The organism is Cronobacter condimenti 1330, assembly GCF_001277255.1.
GTDB classification, from domain to species: domain Bacteria; phylum Pseudomonadota; class Gammaproteobacteria; order Enterobacterales; family Enterobacteriaceae; genus Cronobacter; species Cronobacter condimenti.
In genome coordinates, this window is sequence record NZ_CP012264.1 from 2,629,370 (window position 1) to 2,647,758 (window position 18,389).

The 18,389-nt window shown below is 57.1% G+C and carries 17 protein-coding genes; 3 read left to right on the plus strand and 14 right to left on the minus strand.

Features of this window, described 5'->3' with window-relative positions; translation table 11 throughout:
* Positions 1-110 precede the first annotated feature (110 nt).
* From AFK62_RS11995 to AFK62_RS12055, 13 genes are all read right to left on the minus strand, one after another.
* Positions 111-1,313: an acyl-CoA reductase gene (locus AFK62_RS11995; RefSeq protein ID WP_007668357.1), complete on the minus strand. Its 1,203-nt coding sequence runs from the start codon at positions 1,311-1,313 to the stop codon at positions 111-113.
* Positions 1,297-2,379: a LuxE/PaaK family acyltransferase gene (locus AFK62_RS12000; RefSeq protein WP_007668359.1), complete on the minus strand. Its 1,083-nt coding sequence runs from the start codon at positions 2,377-2,379 to the stop codon at positions 1,297-1,299. The genes AFK62_RS11995 and AFK62_RS12000 overlap by 17 nt, the downstream gene beginning before the upstream one ends.
* A complete protein-coding gene (locus tag AFK62_RS12005; RefSeq protein WP_053531932.1) occupies positions 2,372-3,787 on the minus strand; it encodes an AMP-binding protein in 1,416 nt (471 codons plus the stop codon). Before AFK62_RS12005 ends, AFK62_RS12000 begins: the two co-directional genes overlap by 8 nt.
* Positions 3,784-4,752, minus strand: coding sequence for a transketolase family protein (locus AFK62_RS12010; RefSeq protein ID WP_007668366.1), 969 nt, complete (start codon positions 4,750-4,752; stop codon positions 3,784-3,786). The genes AFK62_RS12005 and AFK62_RS12010 overlap by 4 nt, the downstream gene beginning before the upstream one ends.
* Positions 4,749-5,570 carry a transketolase gene (locus AFK62_RS12015; RefSeq protein WP_007668368.1) on the minus strand — a complete coding sequence of 274 codons (822 nt, stop codon included), beginning with the start codon at positions 5,568-5,570 and terminating at the stop codon, positions 4,749-4,751. The genes AFK62_RS12010 and AFK62_RS12015 overlap by 4 nt, the downstream gene beginning before the upstream one ends.
* Complete coding sequence (locus AFK62_RS12020; protein ID WP_007668370.1) at positions 5,567-6,310, minus strand: SDR family NAD(P)-dependent oxidoreductase; 744 nt, start codon at positions 6,308-6,310, stop codon at positions 5,567-5,569. Before AFK62_RS12020 ends, AFK62_RS12015 begins: the two co-directional genes overlap by 4 nt.
* Before the next feature lie 12 nt (positions 6,311-6,322).
* Entirely contained in the window at positions 6,323-7,069 is a 747-nt protein-coding gene (locus AFK62_RS12025) for an SDR family NAD(P)-dependent oxidoreductase (RefSeq protein WP_007668373.1), read from the minus strand.
* 17 nt (positions 7,070-7,086) lie between these two features.
* Entirely contained in the window at positions 7,087-7,326 is a 240-nt protein-coding gene (locus AFK62_RS12030; RefSeq protein WP_007668377.1) for a hypothetical protein, read from the minus strand.
* A 39-nt stretch (positions 7,327-7,365) separates the two neighbouring features.
* On the minus strand, positions 7,366-8,004 hold the full coding sequence (locus tag AFK62_RS12035) for a NeuD/PglB/VioB family sugar acetyltransferase (protein WP_007668389.1): 639 nt from the start codon (positions 8,002-8,004) through the stop codon (positions 7,366-7,368).
* Positions 8,001-9,134 carry a DegT/DnrJ/EryC1/StrS family aminotransferase gene (locus tag AFK62_RS12040; RefSeq protein ID WP_007668393.1) on the minus strand — a complete coding sequence of 378 codons (1,134 nt, stop codon included), beginning with the start codon at positions 9,132-9,134 and terminating at the stop codon, positions 8,001-8,003. The genes AFK62_RS12035 and AFK62_RS12040 overlap by 4 nt, the downstream gene beginning before the upstream one ends.
* Positions 9,135-9,203: 69 nt before the next feature.
* Positions 9,204-12,554 carry a bifunctional class I SAM-dependent methyltransferase/glycosyltransferase gene (locus AFK62_RS12045; RefSeq protein WP_007668395.1) on the minus strand — a complete coding sequence of 1,117 codons (3,351 nt, stop codon included), beginning with the start codon at positions 12,552-12,554 and terminating at the stop codon, positions 9,204-9,206.
* A 22-nt stretch (positions 12,555-12,576) separates the two neighbouring features.
* Positions 12,577-14,064, minus strand: a complete 1,488-nt coding sequence (locus AFK62_RS12050; protein WP_007668397.1) for a hypothetical protein — start codon at positions 14,062-14,064, stop codon at positions 12,577-12,579.
* Between the two features lie 212 nt (positions 14,065-14,276).
* A complete protein-coding gene (locus tag AFK62_RS12055) occupies positions 14,277-15,113 on the minus strand; it encodes a flagellin N-terminal helical domain-containing protein (protein WP_007668398.1) in 837 nt (278 codons plus the stop codon).
* 436 nt (positions 15,114-15,549) lie between these two features.
* Between AFK62_RS12055 and fliD the strand changes: the two genes are divergently transcribed.
* Genes fliD through fliT form a run of 3 tightly spaced genes read left to right on the plus strand, consistent with a single transcriptional unit; the run spans position 15,550 to position 17,760 of the window.
* Positions 15,550-16,974: a flagellar filament capping protein FliD gene (gene fliD / locus AFK62_RS12060; protein ID WP_007668400.1), complete on the plus strand. Its 1,425-nt coding sequence runs from the start codon at positions 15,550-15,552 to the stop codon at positions 16,972-16,974.
* A gap of 13 nt (positions 16,975-16,987) precedes the next feature.
* On the plus strand, positions 16,988-17,398 hold the full coding sequence (fliS, locus tag AFK62_RS12065) for a flagellar export chaperone FliS (RefSeq protein ID WP_007668403.1): 411 nt from the start codon (positions 16,988-16,990) through the stop codon (positions 17,396-17,398).
* Positions 17,398-17,760 carry a flagella biosynthesis regulatory protein FliT gene (gene fliT / locus AFK62_RS12070; protein ID WP_007668405.1) on the plus strand — a complete coding sequence of 121 codons (363 nt, stop codon included), beginning with the start codon at positions 17,398-17,400 and terminating at the stop codon, positions 17,758-17,760. Before fliS ends, fliT begins: the two co-directional genes overlap by 1 nt.
* Positions 17,761-17,949: 189 nt before the next feature.
* On the opposite strand, the gene yedD is transcribed toward fliT, so the two are convergent.
* On the minus strand, positions 17,950-18,363 hold the full coding sequence (yedD, locus tag AFK62_RS12075) for a lipoprotein YedD (protein WP_007668407.1): 414 nt from the start codon (positions 18,361-18,363) through the stop codon (positions 17,950-17,952).
* Positions 18,364-18,389 lie beyond the last annotated feature (26 nt).

Here is an 18,389-nt window from a genome sequence, read left to right on the forward strand (position 1 = left end):
GAGTTATCGGCGTGATTATCTAATTCTACAGCGCTTTTTAATCGGGCGAATAATGGTCTAAATAAGGGGTTATTTTCAGGTTGTAGGCTAACCCACTGAAAATTCGCAGATTAATAAGAAACTAAAGTTAAACGACGCGTCAGTATTTCGGCCAATGGATAGCCATCCCAGTGCAAAGAAAACTGCATACTCTGTCCGAGCGGCACTATACGATCGACCCCACGCGGTTTGGCGGTGGCTAAAAACCGTTGAAAATGCTCAGGATCTACCCCAAAGGAGACGATCGTCTGGCACTTCTCTCCGCACAACGGCGCAATGTCCAGCAGATCCTGCGCAACGTATTCAATAAACAACCCACTCTGATGATGATCCGCCAGTAACGCGTCATTTGGCGCGTGAGTTTGCGCCAGGAAAAGACGATTATCGGGTTGCGCAAGACAACGCAGCGTGGGATCGCTCACCGTATGGGCGCAAAACCAGGCAAGATTACTCACGGCCGTGGTTGCCAGCGGCGTATAGCGGTCGCCGCACCAGTCGCGAAAGGCGGGCCAGAACTGCGCGCGCGCCTCATCGGTACGCTCGCCGGTCCAGACCACCATTTTCGCGGCCGTACAGGCCTGCTGGCTGGTCAGTAACGTATCGTTGTAAAACGCCTCCAGCAGGCGCGCTTTATCGGGCGCGGTAAGCCACGCGTCGGCGTTGATCACCGCAAAGGAATAGCGATCCGCAAAGGCGATATCGACGCCGCGCGGGCGCAGCGGTGAACGCCGCACCGTCTCGATCGTGCGATCGCCGCCCCAGATCAACCGTGCGTCGCACAGCGCGGAGAAATAATCGGTCAGCGCTGTATCGTGTGGGTATTGCACCAGGCAAAGACTGTCGGCAAGCGCAGGCACATGAGCCAGCGCGCCTTTAAGCGCATCGCAGATAAGCGTCGTTTGCGCAAAAGGTGTCGACGAGAGGCGCACAATATTGGCGTTGCCGGTAAGCAGCCCCGCCGCCAGCGAAAACGCGAAATTCACCGCCACGTTTGACGGCGCGATATGAAACGCCACGCCGCGGCCCTGGGTAATGCCCTGCGGCATAAATTCCTGGCGTAACTTTTCAAGCGACGCCGGGCGACACCAGAACGCGAGGCTCACCACATCGCTGTAAGCACGCACGCGCGGGTCGGCCAGCAGCCTGCGGGAAAACTCGCTTAAGAAAGTAAGCGTCTCGTCATCGAACGGCGCGCGTGGACGAAAATGCTCCAGCGCGGCAAGCTGTGCGGCATCGCCCAGCAAAAAAGTCAGGTTATCAAAACTGGGCTGCATAAGTGTCGCTACATCCTCTGATTTCGGCCTGTTGCAGGCGTCCGTTGATGCGGAAATATTTACCGTGGCGCCCGCAAGGACAATCGTCTTCACCGAGCAATACGCCCTCGTCTTCCGTCAGAAGCGAATGCCCCGGATACGACTCCGGGATAAGCGACAGCACCTGTACTATGCCGGCGCGCCCCGGTGGACAGACCGAAAAGTCATGCGGATCGCGGATAATTACATCGGAGAAAATGCTGGCATGCAGATGGCCTTCTTCGCACTGCATATAGATGCAGCCGGTCTGTTCTACCATGCCGTAATAATCATAAATACGCGTCAGCCCGCAGACATCCTGCAAACGATGGGCGAATTCCTGCGGCGATACCGCTTCGCTGGCGAGCTTTTTCCAGCCACCGCCGTGGATCAAAATGCCTCGGCTGAGATCGAGCCGCTGTCCGCTTTGCGAAAGCGCGCGCCAGAAATGCTGCCAGACCATAAAAGTGAAGCCGAACAGCAGCACCGGTTTGCCCGCGTGTTTCGCAAGAAAGGCCTCAATGCCAGCCATATCCAGCAGCATCTCGTCGTTAAGGGCAAAGGCGCGATCGGCGCCAAATATCGAAAAACCGAGAATACCCGCGCCGCGCGCAGAAAACATCGTGCGGTCTTTCAGTACCGACGGCGCGTCAATAATCAGCATGGGCAAACGGCCCGCGCCGGTAAACGCGCTGACAATCTTCACCAGCGTTTTCTGCTGATTGGCCGCGGTTTGTTTATCCAGATAAATACGCGACACCGCTTGTCCCGTGGTGCCGGACGAGGTCATCACCTTCACGGCGTCATCAGGCGGCATGCTTGCAAGCGTCAGGGTCTTAAACAGCGACACCGGCAAAAAAGGAATATCTTCCGGCTGCGTGAGCGCCGCGACATCCACACCCAGCCCGTCCAGCATCGCGCGGTATGGTGCGCAGCGTGCGCGGTGATGTTCCGTCAGCCACTGCAGACGCTGCATCATCAGCGCGCGTTTATCATCGCGCGTCAGCGAATAAGGGGGTTGCTGTAACCACTGCGCGTAATCAAGCACTGAGCGCCTCCAGTTGTGCGTAAAGCGTTTTTCCGGCGGCGTTTTTCGGGATGGACGCCAGCACCACAACGCGAAACGCGCTGTGATGCAGCTGACAGGTTTGCGCAAGCCAGCTTTTCACCGTCTCGCTCTGTGTTTCATCCGTCAGAAAAAGCGTGATGCGATCATCGACGCCGCCGGTGGCGCAGTCGAGACCGACAAACTGGTTTTTCACCAGTTGTTCCAGCTCATCAAGCCCGACGCGGTTACCAAACACTTTGAGAAAGCGTTTTTTGCGCCCGACAATCGTATAGATGCCCTGGGCGTCACGGCGGGCCAGATCGCCTGTTGCGAGCCGCCCCCGGAAATCGTCGCCGCGCGCTAAATCGTCGCGCGTTTGCGCGTAGCCGAGGCAAACATTCGCCCCGTAATAGATAAGCTCACCCGTTTCATCAGGGGTGGCTATTTCGTTGCCCGCTTCATCTTCAAGCGTAAAACGCCCGCCCGGAATGGCGATGCCCATCGCGCCTGGCAATGACGCCGCCTGCTCTGGCGGCAGATAGCCCATACGCGAGGTCGCCTCCGAGGCGCCATACATCACGATAAAACGTTTATCCTGGGCCTGCGCCCAGGCCGCGAACGCCTCATGCAGCGCGGCGGAAAGCTTGCCGCCCGCCTGGGTCAGCGTGCGCAGCGATGGCAGCGCCATGCGCATAAAGCGCAGCCGGTTGAGCATTTCAAAGGTATAAGGCACGCCCGCAAGCGAGGTCGCCTGCTGGCTTTTCACGAACGCCCAGAACCCCGGTTGTACCGGGCCATTGCGAGTCATTAATAGCGTCGCGCCGCGCGCCAGATGGGAATGGATAACCGATAAGCCAAACACATAGTTCATCGGCAGATAGACCAGCGGACGCTCGCTCGCGTCAATCGCCAGATAATCGCAAATGCTCTCGCAGTTGCTGATGAGATTCTGATAGCTCTGACGCACCAGTTTCGGGCTGCCTGTCGAGCCGGAGGTCGTTATCAAAAGTGCCAGCGCGTCATCCATCGCGGGCGCAGGCTCACCGGTCGCGACAAGCTGATAGCCATTCTGGCGCAGCAGCACGTTGCCTGGCACCTGGCGGCTTTCCGGCAACCAGAGAAATCCGGGCTGCCAGCGCGCCAGCAGAGCGTCGGCGAGCGTATCGTCAAGCTGTCCGTCCAGCATCACCGGCACTGCGCGGGCATTCAGCGCCGCGAGATAACCGGTAAGCGACGCCGCGCTGTTCTCGCAAAAGCAAAATAACAATGCGCGCGCGGGCAGATGCGCCTGCACCTGCCCGACCTGTTGCGCCAGTTCGCCATAAGTCAGCGTCGCGCCGCCATCTTCGATAAGCGCCACGGTATCGCGTGGCGCGTGAAAGAGTTGCCAGAAAGGCGTTGGGGTCATAACTCCGCGTCCAGAATCTGTTGTGTAACTTGCGGGGCCGTGAGCCCGCACTGCTCCAGCATCCAGGCGTATTCACCTGCCGGGCCGTAACCCTGTGGAATGCCGAGTCGCAGCAGTCGCGGCGCGCCGCCCTGTTCAGCAAGATATTCCGCCACCGCACCGCCAAGCCCGCCCACGACGCTGTGTTCTTCAAGCGTCACCAGCAGACGGCAGCCGAACAGGCTTTTCAGCGTGTCAGTATCCAGCGGTTTGATGGTGTGCATATCCACCACCGCGCAGCGTAGCCCTTGCGCATCAAGCGCCTCGGCGGCTTTCATCGCCACGGCAACCATACTGCCAGTCGCGACCAGTGCGATATCGTCGCCTTCGCGCAGACGCATAGCCTTGCCGAGTTCAAACGCAGCCTGTTCGCGATAGACCACCGGCGTGCGCATCCCACCGGTCAGGCGCAAATACACCGGCCCGTGGTGGCGCGCCGCAAGCTCCGTGAGCTGGGCGGTCGCCGTCGCGTCGGCAGGCGAAAGGATAGTCAGCCCCGATATCGCACGCAGCGTCGCAATATCTTCAATGCCATAATGCGTCGTGCCGAACATGCCCATCGCAAAGCCAGAGGCGAGCCCGACCACTTTCACGTTCTCTTGTAAGTAACCCAGATAGTGACGCATCTGCTCGCAGGCGCGCAGCGCCGCGAAGTTGGCAAACGTCGTCGCGAACGGCACCAGCCCCTGAGAGGCCATGCCTGCCGCCACGCCGATTAAATTCTGCTCGGCGATGCCGAGATTATAAAAGCGCTCCGGGTAAGTGCTGCTAAAGCGCTCCATGCCGGAAGTGATAGCCAGATCCGCCGTCAGGCCCACCAGCGCCGGGTTTTCTTCGGCGAGTTTCAGCAGCGTCACGCCGAAGGTGCCGCGCGTGCCCATCATCGACCAGGCGCGGATCTCGGCAGGCGTAATTATCAGGCTCATGCGTGTGCCTCCAGTTCGGCAAGCGCGGCGTCGCGCTGGGCAGGTGAAAGGCGGGCGCGGTGGAAGGCGTTATTGTGCTCCATAAACGACACCCCTTTCCCCTTCACGGTGCGCGCCACAATGGCTTTCGGCTTGCCGTGCGACGGCGCGTCCAGCGCGGCAAGCAGCGCGTTGATGTCATGCCCGTCGCAGGTTTCCACATGCCAGCCGCAGGCAGCCCACAATGCCGGAAAATCCATTTTGATGGTCTGTTCGCATGACCAGTCGGACTGAAACCCGTTGCAGTCAACGATAGCGGTGAGCTGATCCAGCCCCTGTTGTGCTGCGAAAAACGCGCTTTCCCAGACGGAGCCTTCGTTGCATTCGCCGTCGCCGAGCACGATGTAATGTCGCCAGCTTTCGCCGCGCAACCGCTGCGCGAGCGCCGCGCCGCAGGCGTAACCGACGCCCATGCCGAGCGAGCCGCCCGCAAAATCAATCCCGAGCGGCGGGTTCATCGGCGTCAGCGCCGGAAAGCGAGAACCGCTATGATCAAACGTCGCCAGCTCCTCGTCGCTCAGTACGCCGTAGTGATGCAGCGTGGCGTAAAGCGCCAGCGCCGCATGGCCTTTACTGAGAAGGAAACGATCACGCGCCCTGGATGCCATATTTTTCGGATCATAACGCATCACCGCACCGTACAGGGCGGCCGCTATCTCGACCATCGAGAGCGCAGGGCCAAGATGCACGCCATCCACCGGCGCGGCACTGGCGGTGCGAATAATCGACTGGCGAATGGCGCGCGCGTCGCAGACAAGCTTACCGACGCGGGCGTTCATCGCAGGCCACCGTCAACACGGATCGTCTGGCCGGTGACATAAGACGACAGATCCGACGCCAGCCAGACGGCCGCAGCGGCTATCTCCTGCGGCGCGCCGAGGCGGCGCAGATCGGTCCCGTTACGGGTCTGTTCGATGATGTAATCCGGCATGGTCGAGAGCATGTCTGTTTCGGTCATGCCCGGCGCGATACAGTTGGCACGAATGCCCTGCTCGCCAAGTTCCGTCGCAATAGTGCGGGTCAACGCCACGACAGCCGCTTTGGCGGCGCCGTAAGCCGCTTTACCGGCATTACCGTCTTCAGCCGCGGTCGAGGCGATATTCACGATGCTGCCGAAACGCTGACGGGTCATCAGCTTTGACACCATCTGGGTAAAGCTGAAAAGCGAAAAGAAGTTCACTTCAAATTGATCGCGCAGCGCCTGCATGGAGGTCATCTGGAACAGCGCGTTCCAGGTGACGCCAGCGTTATTCACCAGCGCGTGCAGCGGACGTTTATCGCTCATCAGGCGTTTGACCGCGACTTTCATCGCGTCGTTATCAGTCAGATCAAAGCACAACGGCCAGATCTCCACCTGATAGCGTTCGGCAAGCGCCGCCATATCAGCAAGAAATTCCGGCGTTTCGCTGCGGGCATGGGCGTAAATACATGCGCCTTCGGCGGCGAAAGCCTCCACCATTGCGCGCCCGATACCGCGCGCGCAACCGGTGATGATGACGTTTTTCTCTTTTAACAACATGGGCTTCCCCTTTTAATAACCGATCCCGCCATCGACACGCACCACCTGGCCCGTCACGTAGCTTGCGGCATCTGAGCCGAGCCATACCAGCGTATCGGCCACTTCATCCGCCCGCCCGGTACGGCGCAGCGCGCTTTGCGAAAGCTTGCTTTCCACGACGTCACTTGCCAGATTTTCAGTCATGGGCGTGGCGATAACGCCTGGTGCAACCGCGTTCACGCGGATGCCCTGCGGCGCCAGCTCAATAGAGAGCGTTTTAGTCGCCGCCACCATCGCAGCTTTTGAGGCCGCGTAAGCGAGCTGGCCGCTATTGCCGTCAAGGCCGGAAATGCTGGCGATATTAATGATGCTGCCGCGTTTGTTGCGCAGCATCAGGCGGGTGATGTACTGGGTGAACACCATCTGCGAAAAGAAGTTAATGGCGAAGGTCTTGTGCAACTGCTCCATGGTGACCATCGGGAACAGTGCATCAAGCGTGACGCCTGCCACGTTCACCAGGATATCCACCGGCACTTTCGCTTTCTGAATCGCCATCGCGGCCTGCTTGATGGACGCATCGTCCAGCAGGTCGAAGCAGACCGGCGTGATAGTCACGCCGTATTGTTCAGAGAGTTCAGCGATTTGCGCGCTGAACGCCGCATCTTCCTGTTGAACGCAGGCGAAAATATTCGCCCCGTGGCGCGCATAAGCGACCATCGTGGCGTTGCCGATCCCCTGCAGACAGCCGGTAATTACCGCATTTTTTCCCGCGAGCAGCATGCTGACCTCCGTCATAATCAGGCGATTTCTACGTCGTATTTTTGCAGGATCTCTTTGCCTTTCTGCCACGAGGTAAAGTCAATGATGTCTTCAGTATCCATCATGATGTCGAAGGTCTCTTCCAGTGCGGCGATCATGGTCATGTGACCCACGGAGTCCCAGGACGGGGTGTCCTGATATTTGTAATCCGCCAGCACGTCTTCCGGCACGTCAAAAGTTTCCATAAAAATGGTGTTGTACTTCGCTAAGTTCGTCATGGTCATACTCCAGATAAAAAAAGTGTTCTGTCGCGGCGCTTATTTAAACACCTTACCTTCGGTGTTCTGGCGCATCGCCCTGGCCGGGTTGCCGAGGACTATCGTGGCGTCCGCCACGTCGCTGAATACCGCCGATCCCATCCCGACGATGGCGTCATCGCCGATGCGGGTCTGTTCTTTCACACAGCTGTTCATGCCGATAAATACGCGTTCGCCCACCGTACAGTGGCCCGCAAGCGCCGCCAGGCTTGAAACGACGCTGTATGCGCCAATCGTGCAGTCATGACCGATGCAGGCGCGCGGCTGAATCAGGGCGTTTTCACCAATCGTGACGCCGCAGGAAATCAGCGCGCCGTCGCAGAGGATCGCGCCATCGCGGATTTCGCTCTGCGCCGGGACGACGACGCTTGGATGAATCAGTGTCGCAAGCGGTGCCACACCTTCCAGTTTCTGCGCCAGACGCTGGCGCAGCGCGGGTTCACCGATGCCAATGACTACTTCACACGCGGTCGGGAGCGCCTCGAAACGCACCACCGCCGCGCCGTACACCTCGCGCGCGTCGGTGACGTCGTCAATAAAGAAAATCTCACTCCAGCGCGACATACGCGCATTAATGGTGCGCGCCAGCATCAACACTTCGCGCCCTAAACCGCCTGCGCCGTAGATGCCAAGCTTCATGCTACTTTCTCCGTCATCCCCAGAGCGGCCTGCGTGCGGATAGCCTCTACAACGCGGCGCTGATCGTCCTCGGTCAGATCCGGGAAAATCGGCAGACACAGAATGCGCTCGGCAATACCGGTTGCAATCGGCAGGTTTTGCGGCTGCGCCGACGGCAGATGGCGATACATCGAGAACGCGCTTATCAACGGGTAGAAATAACGGCGCGAATAAATATTTTCAGCTTTCAGCGCCTCATAGAGCGCATCGCGGCTTACCGGAAAATCATCGCCTACGCGGATCGGAAAGTAAGAGTGGTTCCACTCCACGTCATCCGGCGCGCTGAAGGTTTCGATGCCGGGAATATCGCTCAGCCACTCGCAGTAGCGATCGTGGATAGCCGCGCGGCTTTCCAGCGCTTTATCGATATGCCCTAACTGCACGAGGCCGAAGGCCGCCTGTACTTCATTCATTTTGGCGTTGATGCCCGGCGCCACAACGGTGGTTTCACCGGCAAAGCCGAAGTTTTTAAGATAGTCGATGCGCTGTTTCATGCGCGCATCCGGGCAGATAATCGCCCCGCCCTCAAAGGTGTTAAACACTTTGGTGGCGTGGAAGCTCAGAATCGACAGATCGCCGCAGTTCAGGATGCTCTGGTGGTTTTTCTTCACGCCGAACGCATGAGCGGCGTCGTAAATCACCTTCAGGCCCCAGGCGTCAGCGATGGACTGAATTTTATCCACGTCACACGGCAGACCGTAGCAGTGCACCGGCAGAATTGCCGAAGTCGCTGGCGTAATCAGCTGTTCGATTTTGTTCGGATCGATATTGCAGGTGACCGGATCGATATCGGCGAACACCGGCGTCAGGCCGTTCCACAACAGCGAGTGCGACGTCGCCACGAACGAATAAGGTGTTGTGATCACCTCACCGGTAATGCGCAGTGCCTGCAGCGCGGTCAGGAGCGCCAGCGTGCCGTTGGAAAACAGGCAGAGGTGTTCCACGCCCAGATATTCAGCGAGCTGGGTTTCCAGCTGCTGATGAAACGGGCCGCCGTTGGTCAGGTATTTGTTTTCCCAGATCTGCTCAAGATACGGGATAAACTCTTCCAGCGGCGGCAGCAGCGGGCTGGTGACAAATAGATTTTGCATAGTACACCTCGGTGTTAACACCAAAAGTTCCCGGCCGCAGCCGGTATTGGATGATGCCGTCGCGACGCATTATTCCTCGACGAAGAACGAACGCGGCGCCTCTCCGGTACAGTAAAGTTTCCACGCTTCGCGAAGCCCTTTTTCGAAGGTCTCCGCGACCCTGAACCCGTCCGCGTTGTCGGTCGGGATACGGCTGCGCATGGAGAGACGAATCGCGTTCAGTTCTTCAAAACGGCCCTGCCAGGAGAGCGCTTTGTCGACGTAGTCCGCTTTATCGTTCGCCACAAATTCCGGCAGTCCATAGCCATTCATAATGTCCACGCCCTGACGCCCCGCCATTGTTTCTCCGCAGAGCGTTAATGTCGGCACACCCATCCACGCGCCGTGGTTGGTCGTCGTGCCGCCGGTATACGGGAAGGCGTCGAGCAGAATATCGATGTGATGGTGGTACTCCAGATACCCCATAAGCCCGGTACGCATTTTGAAAATCAGCTGTTCCGGACGCGCGCCGAAGCGGGTCAGACGGCGCGTCATCATCGCTATCATTTCGTCATCAGCCATAAAGCCCATCAGCAGCTTCGCGCTCGGTTCGCGCACCAGGATCTGCGCCCAAAGCTCGATCACTTCATCGTTCACCTTTTTCGGGCGGTTGAAGCTTGCGAACGTAAGATGGCCGTTACGCAGCGCAGGCAGCGGATTCACTTCCGGGCTGTGCGGGTGCGGCTCAAAAATTTTGCGCATCGGCACCCAAAGAATCTGCTCGGTAAACTGCTCAGCTAGACCCGGCGGACTGGCAAGCGTAGACGACAGCAGACGGTAATCCATCGCCGGCACGCCGGTGGTTCCCGGATAGCCAATCCAGGTCATTTGCAGCGGCGCCGGGCGCAGCGCGAACATCGGCAGCCGCGTCCAGGTGGTATGCCCGGAGAGATCGATAAGAATATCCACGCCATCGTCGTTGATCTGGCGCGCCAGTTCGCGATCGCTTAACTGCGCCGCATCGCGCCACAGCACCGCGCCCGCTTTCAGGCGATCGGTAAGCTCATCGTGCATCGGGGCAGCGTTATAACCCACCAGCTCAAACCGCGTGCGGTCAAACGATTCCCAGAACGGCAGCAGAAAGTTACTGACCGGGTGCGTGCGCAGGTCACCTGACACAAAACCGATACGCAGTTTGCGCTGCGGATCTTTGACATTATTAAGGGGCAGCGTCAGCGCGCCGCGCGCCGCCCAGGACGTGACACGCTCGCCATATTCACGGTGTTTCGCGAGCAGTTCCTGCGCACTCACTTTATTGTCGTGGGTCATCACAAACAGCAGGCTGGTGAAGCAGTCGAAATCGTTTGGTGCCAGCTCAAGCGATTTTTCCAGGAAATAGCGCGCCTCATCCAGCTTCTGGTTATCGCTCAGCACCACGCCCATCATCGCCAGATAACGCGGGTTACGCGGCTGGAAGCGAAACGCCTCGCGCGCGCATTTTTCAGCAAGCGTCATGTCGCCGCGCGCGTGGTAGAGCGAGCCCAGCGAGTTCCAGAATCCGTCGTTTTTTTCATCCAGCCGCAGCAGACCGCGTACCACTTTGCGGGCATTAAAATGGTCGAGCGTTTTTTGCAGCGCGGTCGCGAGATCGTAATAGATGTCGAGGCTTGAGAAGTAATAGCCCATCAGTCGGCAGAGCGCGTCCAGCGCCTCATCCCACGCGCCGGTCAGCACGCAGGTGCGCGAATAGCAGCGCAGGATGTGCATATTCTGCGGGTCTTTTTCCAGCAGCGCGCGCGTATAGTCTCTCGCTTCTTTCGCCATACCTTTGCCGATCAGCCGGTTGGCCTCTTCATAGATGGCGTCCATCTCGATGCTGTCAGGCTGGTTGTCGATATCCTGATTGGTTTCCGTTTGCAGCAGGCCACCGCGTTTCTCACTGACGCTCAGGAGCAGCAGCGTGTTGATAAATTGTTTGAGCCAGGCCACGTTGCCGGTGCGCAAAAACGGCTGGATCGCGTTTTTCCATGCCAGCGGCGAGCCTGTCAGCACGCCGCGAATGCGCAGCGCAGTAAAGCTCTCCCAGGCCGTGTCGTCGGTGGCCGTCATCCCCTCGCGCAGCCAGCGCCAGTGTGCGGGCGCGACGGTAACCGTTTCGCCCCACAGGTTTTGCACGCGGATTTCTTCGTCCGTTTCCGGCAGCGGCACGACCGGCGCGAGCACGTCATTTGTCGCGAAGTTATAGGCGCCCGGGGTAACGCTCCAGTGCAGGCCGTCGAGATTGTTGATAAAGAGATCGCACAACGATTCCAGCACCAGCTTGCGGGTATCCTCGTCGGGACGCTCTGGCAGACGGCAGTTAAAGACCAGCTGATCGAGGCTCAGGCTCATTGGCCAGGCCCCTGCCAGCAGGTCGAGAATTTGCAGCGTCACCGGGTTTTCCGTACGCACCGGCACGCCGGACTGTGAAATATGGCCGCTAATCACCTGTCCGTTCAGTGTGAGGACACGGGTAAAGTTGCCGGCCCAGTGCAGCATGTCCAGCGCTGACAGATCCGGTATAAATGACGGCTGCGCAGCATCAGACGCGCAAAGCAATGTAAAGCGCTCGCGGCGGCTGACTGCGAAATCAAGATACTGACGCGCACTGTGGCGATCGCTGTGCCCTGCTATCATCGCGTGCAGTTTGTGCTGATGTTCGCCGTAAGAGGCGGCAAGCTCGGTCTGCGCCAGCGCGTCGCCGACACACTCCAGTTCCAGTGCCTGCATCTCGCGGGCGAAATCGGTGTAATCGCTTACCGCCGTCTCGCGAGCCAGATAACGCGACATCAGAGCACCATCGTCCAGCGTTTCGGCGTCAATGACCTGTGCTTTCAGTGTGCCGTCCGGTAGCGTCATCGCCAGATATCCGAGCATAGCGCGAGCCGAGGCGAGCTGTTCTTGCTGGCTTGCGGCGCGCGCGCAGTGAAACGCCAGCGCATGACGAAGCGTCTCGTCGTCAGAAGTGTCCGGCAGCGCCGCGTAGTACGCAATAATACCTTGCGCGGAAAGATGCTGACGGCACCAGCGCAGCAGCACATCGCGCGTGTCGGCATCGGTATGAGAAAACTGCTGGTGGATGATGATGTAGTCGAACTCGCCCGGAGAAACAGCCAGCAAATCGCCCAGCCCCGCAGCGAATAGTTCAATATTAGTCAGCCCGCTTGCCTGAATCTGTTGCTGCCCTTCATTGATGCCCGCCTCGTCAAGCGAGATGCCGAGTGCGATGCTTTGTGGCCAGGCGCGGGCGTGCGCAATCAGCGCCTCGCCTGCCCCGCAGCCAATCTCCAGCACGCGCGCGAATGCGGGCAGCGTTGCCGACACGTGGTTCAGCGCGGCGCTGGCGTGGAGAGCAACAGGCGTTATGCGAAAGTCCGGGTAGAGCATCGTCACGTGATTCATCCGTTTTCAATAAGTCGAGCGCTTATGCAGCGAGATATTTCGCCATCAGGCTGATTTTGTAGTCGTTATAGCTGCCGCCGCCCTTCTTGGCGGTGGTCACCACCCAACTGAACGCGTCCGGTGTATGGTTGATGCTGATAAGACGCCCGGCCTCTTCGCGGCGGATCTGCATCTGCTCCATCGCCGGAAGCGTGTCGAGCCCAAAGGAGAGCGCGACCTGATCCAGGAACCATTCGCTGTTTCCTGCCGCCAGGTTACGGTCGATAAAGCGAGCCACGATATCCAAATAACGGAAGTTCGCTTCATTCGAACGGGCATAGATAAAGCCGCCCAGTACACGTTCCCAAAGCGGCGCGCCATCGCTGCAGGTCAGGATCAAATCGGCGTTATCAAGACGCGTGTGCACGTCGGCCCACGAATGACGGACCAGACAGTCGGCATCGAGCAGGATAACCGGCGCATCGAACTGCTCCAGCGCGTGGCGCAGGAAGACAAAACGGCGTGACGCGAAATGCACATTGATGCCGCGCACCGGTTCGATGACTTCACTACTGAGGGAAATATTCAGGCCAGGGAACGCCGCCTGCATGTCGCGCACGCGCTCTTCGCAACGCGCATCGCAGTTATAGATGTGCAGATGCACATCAAGTGCAGTGCCGTTTGTTTCGTAAACGGAGGCTACCAGCGCCTGGGCATGGTCGAAAAAGTATTTCGGATCGCAGGAAACCAGCACCGTGGTATTGCCGCTTGCAGCTTTCGGGACAGGCCAGGCATAGCGGCTGTAGTCCGGCAGCGGCAACGCTTCGTTCAGCGGGCGAAAATCAATAAAGGAATCGGGGCAGCCGCCGAGCTTATAAATGCCGCAAACGATCATCAGCAGCGTCATGGTGTCTTCCTCTATTAAGGAAGAGTCTGCGGTCAGCGCCTGAATCACGACCTGCGCCTGGTTGTAGTCCTCTTCCATCAGGCAGATGAGCAGCAGGATTTTCAGTACCGGCGCGCTGGTGCTAAGCCGCGAAAGATGATTAGAGATTAAAAAGACCGCGCCGTCGATTTCATTAACGCGAAACAGCAATTGAATAGCGGCAACGACAACGTTAACGGAATCGTCGCGCTGAAGGGCTTCCACTACGTGCGCGGTAACTTTTTCACCAAAACCTTCAGCAGCGGCAATCTGATGCCCCTGCTTTTTGCTGTCGAACGCCTGATTAGCGAGCGTTGCGGCGCAAAGCAGATGTTTAATCGCGAGCGCTTTTTCTTCATCCAGCTCGGGGGGCGTGGGTGCTGCCATGATGGCAGGCTCCATCATCGCGTAATCGGCGCTCCAGAAATGCAGCACTTCCGCCACCAGATGCGACGGCATGGCATCCGCTTCCGGTAGATAGATGTTACGGGTGAAAATGTCACGGTAGTACTGATGCATTGCACGACACTGGGCAAACTGATTCATCGGTTTTAACTCATCATTAATTGCAACGCGCGACGGCGTTTTGCCAGTTAACCCGGCCATATCTGTCGCAACCTGGGTGTGAATACCCCTCGCGGCACGCAAAGAGGAAGCTTTCCTGAAAGGGTAACATCGGGGACGCGGGCATAATGGAGGGAAAAACCCCGCGAATAGCGGCTTATTTTGAAGATTGCATTTAAGGAGGAGGCCGATAAATGAAAGGCAAAAAAAAAGGTTGCTGTTTCCAGCAACCTTTTTGAAAGCTTGAGCGTCTATTAACGCAGCAGGGACAGCATGGACTGCGGAACCTGGTTTGCCTGAGACAGTACAGAAGTACCAGCCTGTTGCAGGATCTGAGCGCGAGACATGTTAGAAACTTCGGTCGCGTAGTCAGCGTCCTGGATACGGGACTGTGCCGCAGACAGGTTGTTGATAGAGTTGTTCAGGTTGTTGATGGTAGATTCAAAACGGTTCTGAATCGCACCCATGTTAGAACGCGCGGTATCGATCTTAGCGATTGCAGCATCAGCAGCAGAGATAACAGCCTGTGCAGAGGAGTTATCAGCGATAGAGGTGCTCAGAGTTGAATCCAGGCTACCAGAAGTCGCGTTGATCAGTGCGTTGCTGTCGATGGAGATGGTATCGTTAGAAGATACGCCTGCGCCAACCTGAATACTCAGAGCGGTGCTTACAGAGCCATCCAGCAGTTTTTTGCCGTTGAAGTTAGCGCCACCAGCGATACGGTCGATTTCAGACAGACGCTGACTGATTTCCGTGTTGATGGAGGTCAGGTCGGTAGAACCGTTGGTGTCGTTTGCAGCCTGAACAGCCAGCTCACGGATACGCTGTAAGTTGGTGTTGATTTCGTTCAGGTTACCTTCAGCAGTCTGAACCAGGGAGATGCCGTCGTTAGCGTTACGAGCAGCCTGAGTCATACCTTTAACCTGAGAGGTCATACGGTTAGCAATCGCCTGGCCAGCAGCGTCATCTTTAGCGCTGTTGATACGCAGACCAGAGGACAGACGCTCGATAGCAGTGCCCAGAGCAGACTGAGATTTGTTCAGGTTGGTCTGAGTGGTCAGGGACAAAAGGTTAGTATTGATAACTGACATAATTTAATTCCTTCAAAAATTGGATTTAGGTTCGGTGCCTAACACTCACGGCGTCTCTCACCGTCAACAAGGTTATCGACGCTTCTTAAAAAGACTTTAGAAACAAACTCAAAAAATTTCTATATCACTGTTTAATAAGGATTTATTTTATTTAATGTTCTTTTATAAGGCTCAGAACTAAGATTATTCTTATGTATCGGATAAATAAATTCTGAGCGTTTTTTGCTTTTTGTTTCCTTATTAATACCTCCGAATCGTATTTCTTTTACCGACATATAAAGAAGGGAATGGATTTCGCTTAAGGCGCGCTATCGGTTCAATAGCCTGCGACTGTGCCACCTATTCGCGGGATTATTTTTTTAGCCTCCAGAGTAAACTTTTATTTTTCAGCGCCGATAAAAGACTGAAACGTCCATCGACCTTAAGGAAATCACGCATGGCTACTATTAGTAACCTCTCGGTAGGTACGAATCTTGGGCTTGGCGATTTATATGACAAGCTGGAATCTGCTGAGCGCACCAAACTGACGGTTATCACCAAACAGCAGAGCACCTATAACACCCAGTTGAGCGCCTACAGCAAACTGCAGGGTTCGCTGCAGAGCCTGCAGACAGCGACGGCAGCGCTCAGCAAACCCGCAACCTGGAACTCGACGTCAGTCAACAGTACCAATACGGCCTTTGCCGCGACCACCACCAGCGATGCGATGGTCGGTGATTACACCGTTAACGTGAAGCAGCTGGCGAAAGCGCAGGTGCTGACGTCTGGCTCTATCGCCAGCAGCACCACGCAGCTCGGCGACACCACCGGTACCACGCGTACTGTGACCATCACCCAGCCGGGCACCGCGAAACCGCTGACCGTATCGCTGGCCGATGGTGACACATCGCTTAATGGTATTGCCAAGGCGATTAACAAAGCGGGCGGTAATGTTTCTGCGAGCGTTATCAAGGCCTCTGACGGCGATTTCCGCCTGATGCTGACCTCGAAAACCACCGGCACCAGCAATGACATGACGGTGACGGTCACCGGCGACGATACCCTGCAGGGCGTGATCGGCTTTGACTCCACGTCTAAAACTGGCGCGCTGTCCATCCAGACTGCGTCGCAGAACGCCAAAGTGGTCGTCAATGACATCGAAATTGAGCGCTCCACTAACATCATTTCCGATGCGCTGCCGGGCACCACGATGACGCTGAAAGCGCAGAGCACCGCAAACGAAACGCTCTCCGTGACCCGTGCGACCGACGCGAACAAAAAAGCGGTTACCGACTGGGTGAGTGCCTATAACTCGCTGCAGTCGACCATCGCGTCGCTGACTAAATACGTCAAAGTGGATGCGGGCGCGACCCAGGCGGCCAATAATGGCGCCCTGCTCGGCGACAGCAACGTGCGTTCTATTCAGTCTCAGCTGCGCAGTACGCTGACGGAAGTGCAGAGCGGCAGCTTTGCAATTCTGGCCCAGCTTGGCGTGACGCAGGACCCGGTCCTTGGCGCTGATGGCGCATCCGGCAACCTGAAGATTGATGACGCGAAGCTGACCAAAGCGCTTAACGAGAGCCCGGATGCCGTTCAGGCGTACTTCGTCGGCGACGGTAAAACCACCGGCCTCGCCACTAAGATGAATAACACCCTGACCTCGATGCTGAGCACCACCACCGGCAAAGAAGGGGTTATTCAGAACGCGAAAAACAGTATTAACGATACGCTGAAATCGCTCGATAAACGCTACACCTCGATGGAAGCCTCTATCGAAGCGACGATGGCGCGTTATCAGGCGCAGTTCACTAACCTGAACGCTATGGTCAATAAGCTGGACAGTACCTCGACCTACCTGACCAAACAGTTCTCTTCTAAGTAGTTAAGGAACGGATATGTACAATAGTTCTGGTGTTCAGGCCTACCAACAGGTAGGTCTGGAAAGTGCGGTAATGAGCGCAAGTCCACACCAGCTGGTCGTAATGTTGTTTGACGGGGCACTCAGTGCCCTTGTCAGAGCGCGTCTGTTCATTGAACAAGGCGACGTACAGGCGAAAGGTCAGGCGCTGACCAAAGCCATCAACATTATTGATAACGGACTTAAGGCTGGCCTCAATATGGATATTGGCGGTGATTTACCCCAAAACCTGGCCTCGCTTTATGAATATATGGTGCGACGTTTACTGCACGCGAACCTGCGTAACGATGTTGATGCCATCAATGAAGTCGAAACCCTGATCACCAATATTGCTGACGCCTGGAAGCAAATTGGCCCTGGCACCACTATCGCGCAGGAAACGTTCTGATGAATGATTTCATCTCATCCCTAAATAACTGGCAGGCGCTTTACGCGCTTAGTAATACCATGCTCAGCCTGGCGAATTCAGGACAGTGGGATGAGCTGATCGAACAGGAAGTAAAGTACGTCACCCTGGTTGAGGCGATCGCCAGTAACCCGATTGAGCCAGATAACAGTCTGTTTCAGGATAAAGCCCGCGAGTTGCTGACGAAAGTGCTGGCAAACGAAGCGGCGTTGAAAACGAAACTTCAGGCACGTATGGAAGAACTGCGCGTGCTGATAGAGCAGAACGGCAATCAGAAATCCTTAGTCACGGCCTACGGTAACCTTTCCGGCAACGTGCTGATGCCGCACGATCTCAACCAGTAATTTCCTGTCCGTCGGGGCGCGGCGTATACCGCCGCCGCCCTGCTCTTTTTCCCGCTCGGGATGTTAAATTTTTTGTAATGGTATGCGTGGCATTTGGCTGCCTGCTGGTGGGTGCGTATCACCACACGATTCCGGCACGTCAGGCCTTTAAGGGTGGACGCGCGGCGCTTACCCACCCTGCATGTGCGGTTACGGCAGCGGGGTGTCCAGCGGATTTTTGGTGAGGAAATCGGCGCATTCCGTCGTCGGGCGGTTAACACGCTCAAGCGTCATCCCCGCGTACTCCAGCATATCGCCCTCGCGCGTAAGCTGATAAACCTCACGTTTATTCGTCACGTTATAAAGCGCGTCATCGCGCTGCATCAGTTTGCCTGGCAGCGCAATCACCCGCTGCCACTGGCGGCAATCGAGCGTATCGCCAGCCGGCGTCACCACCAGGCTTGCGATAGCCTCCGGGCTCACCAGCTTGCTTTGCGGTCCTTTCGACTGCCAGTAACCCGCAAGACCCGCCGGCGGCGGCGTTTTCACTACATCGTTATAATTCTCCACCTGGACGCATCCGCCCAGCCCCAGCATCATTAATCCCAGCGCGATTTTTTTCATCGTTTGTCCTGCCTGTGAAGAAAAAA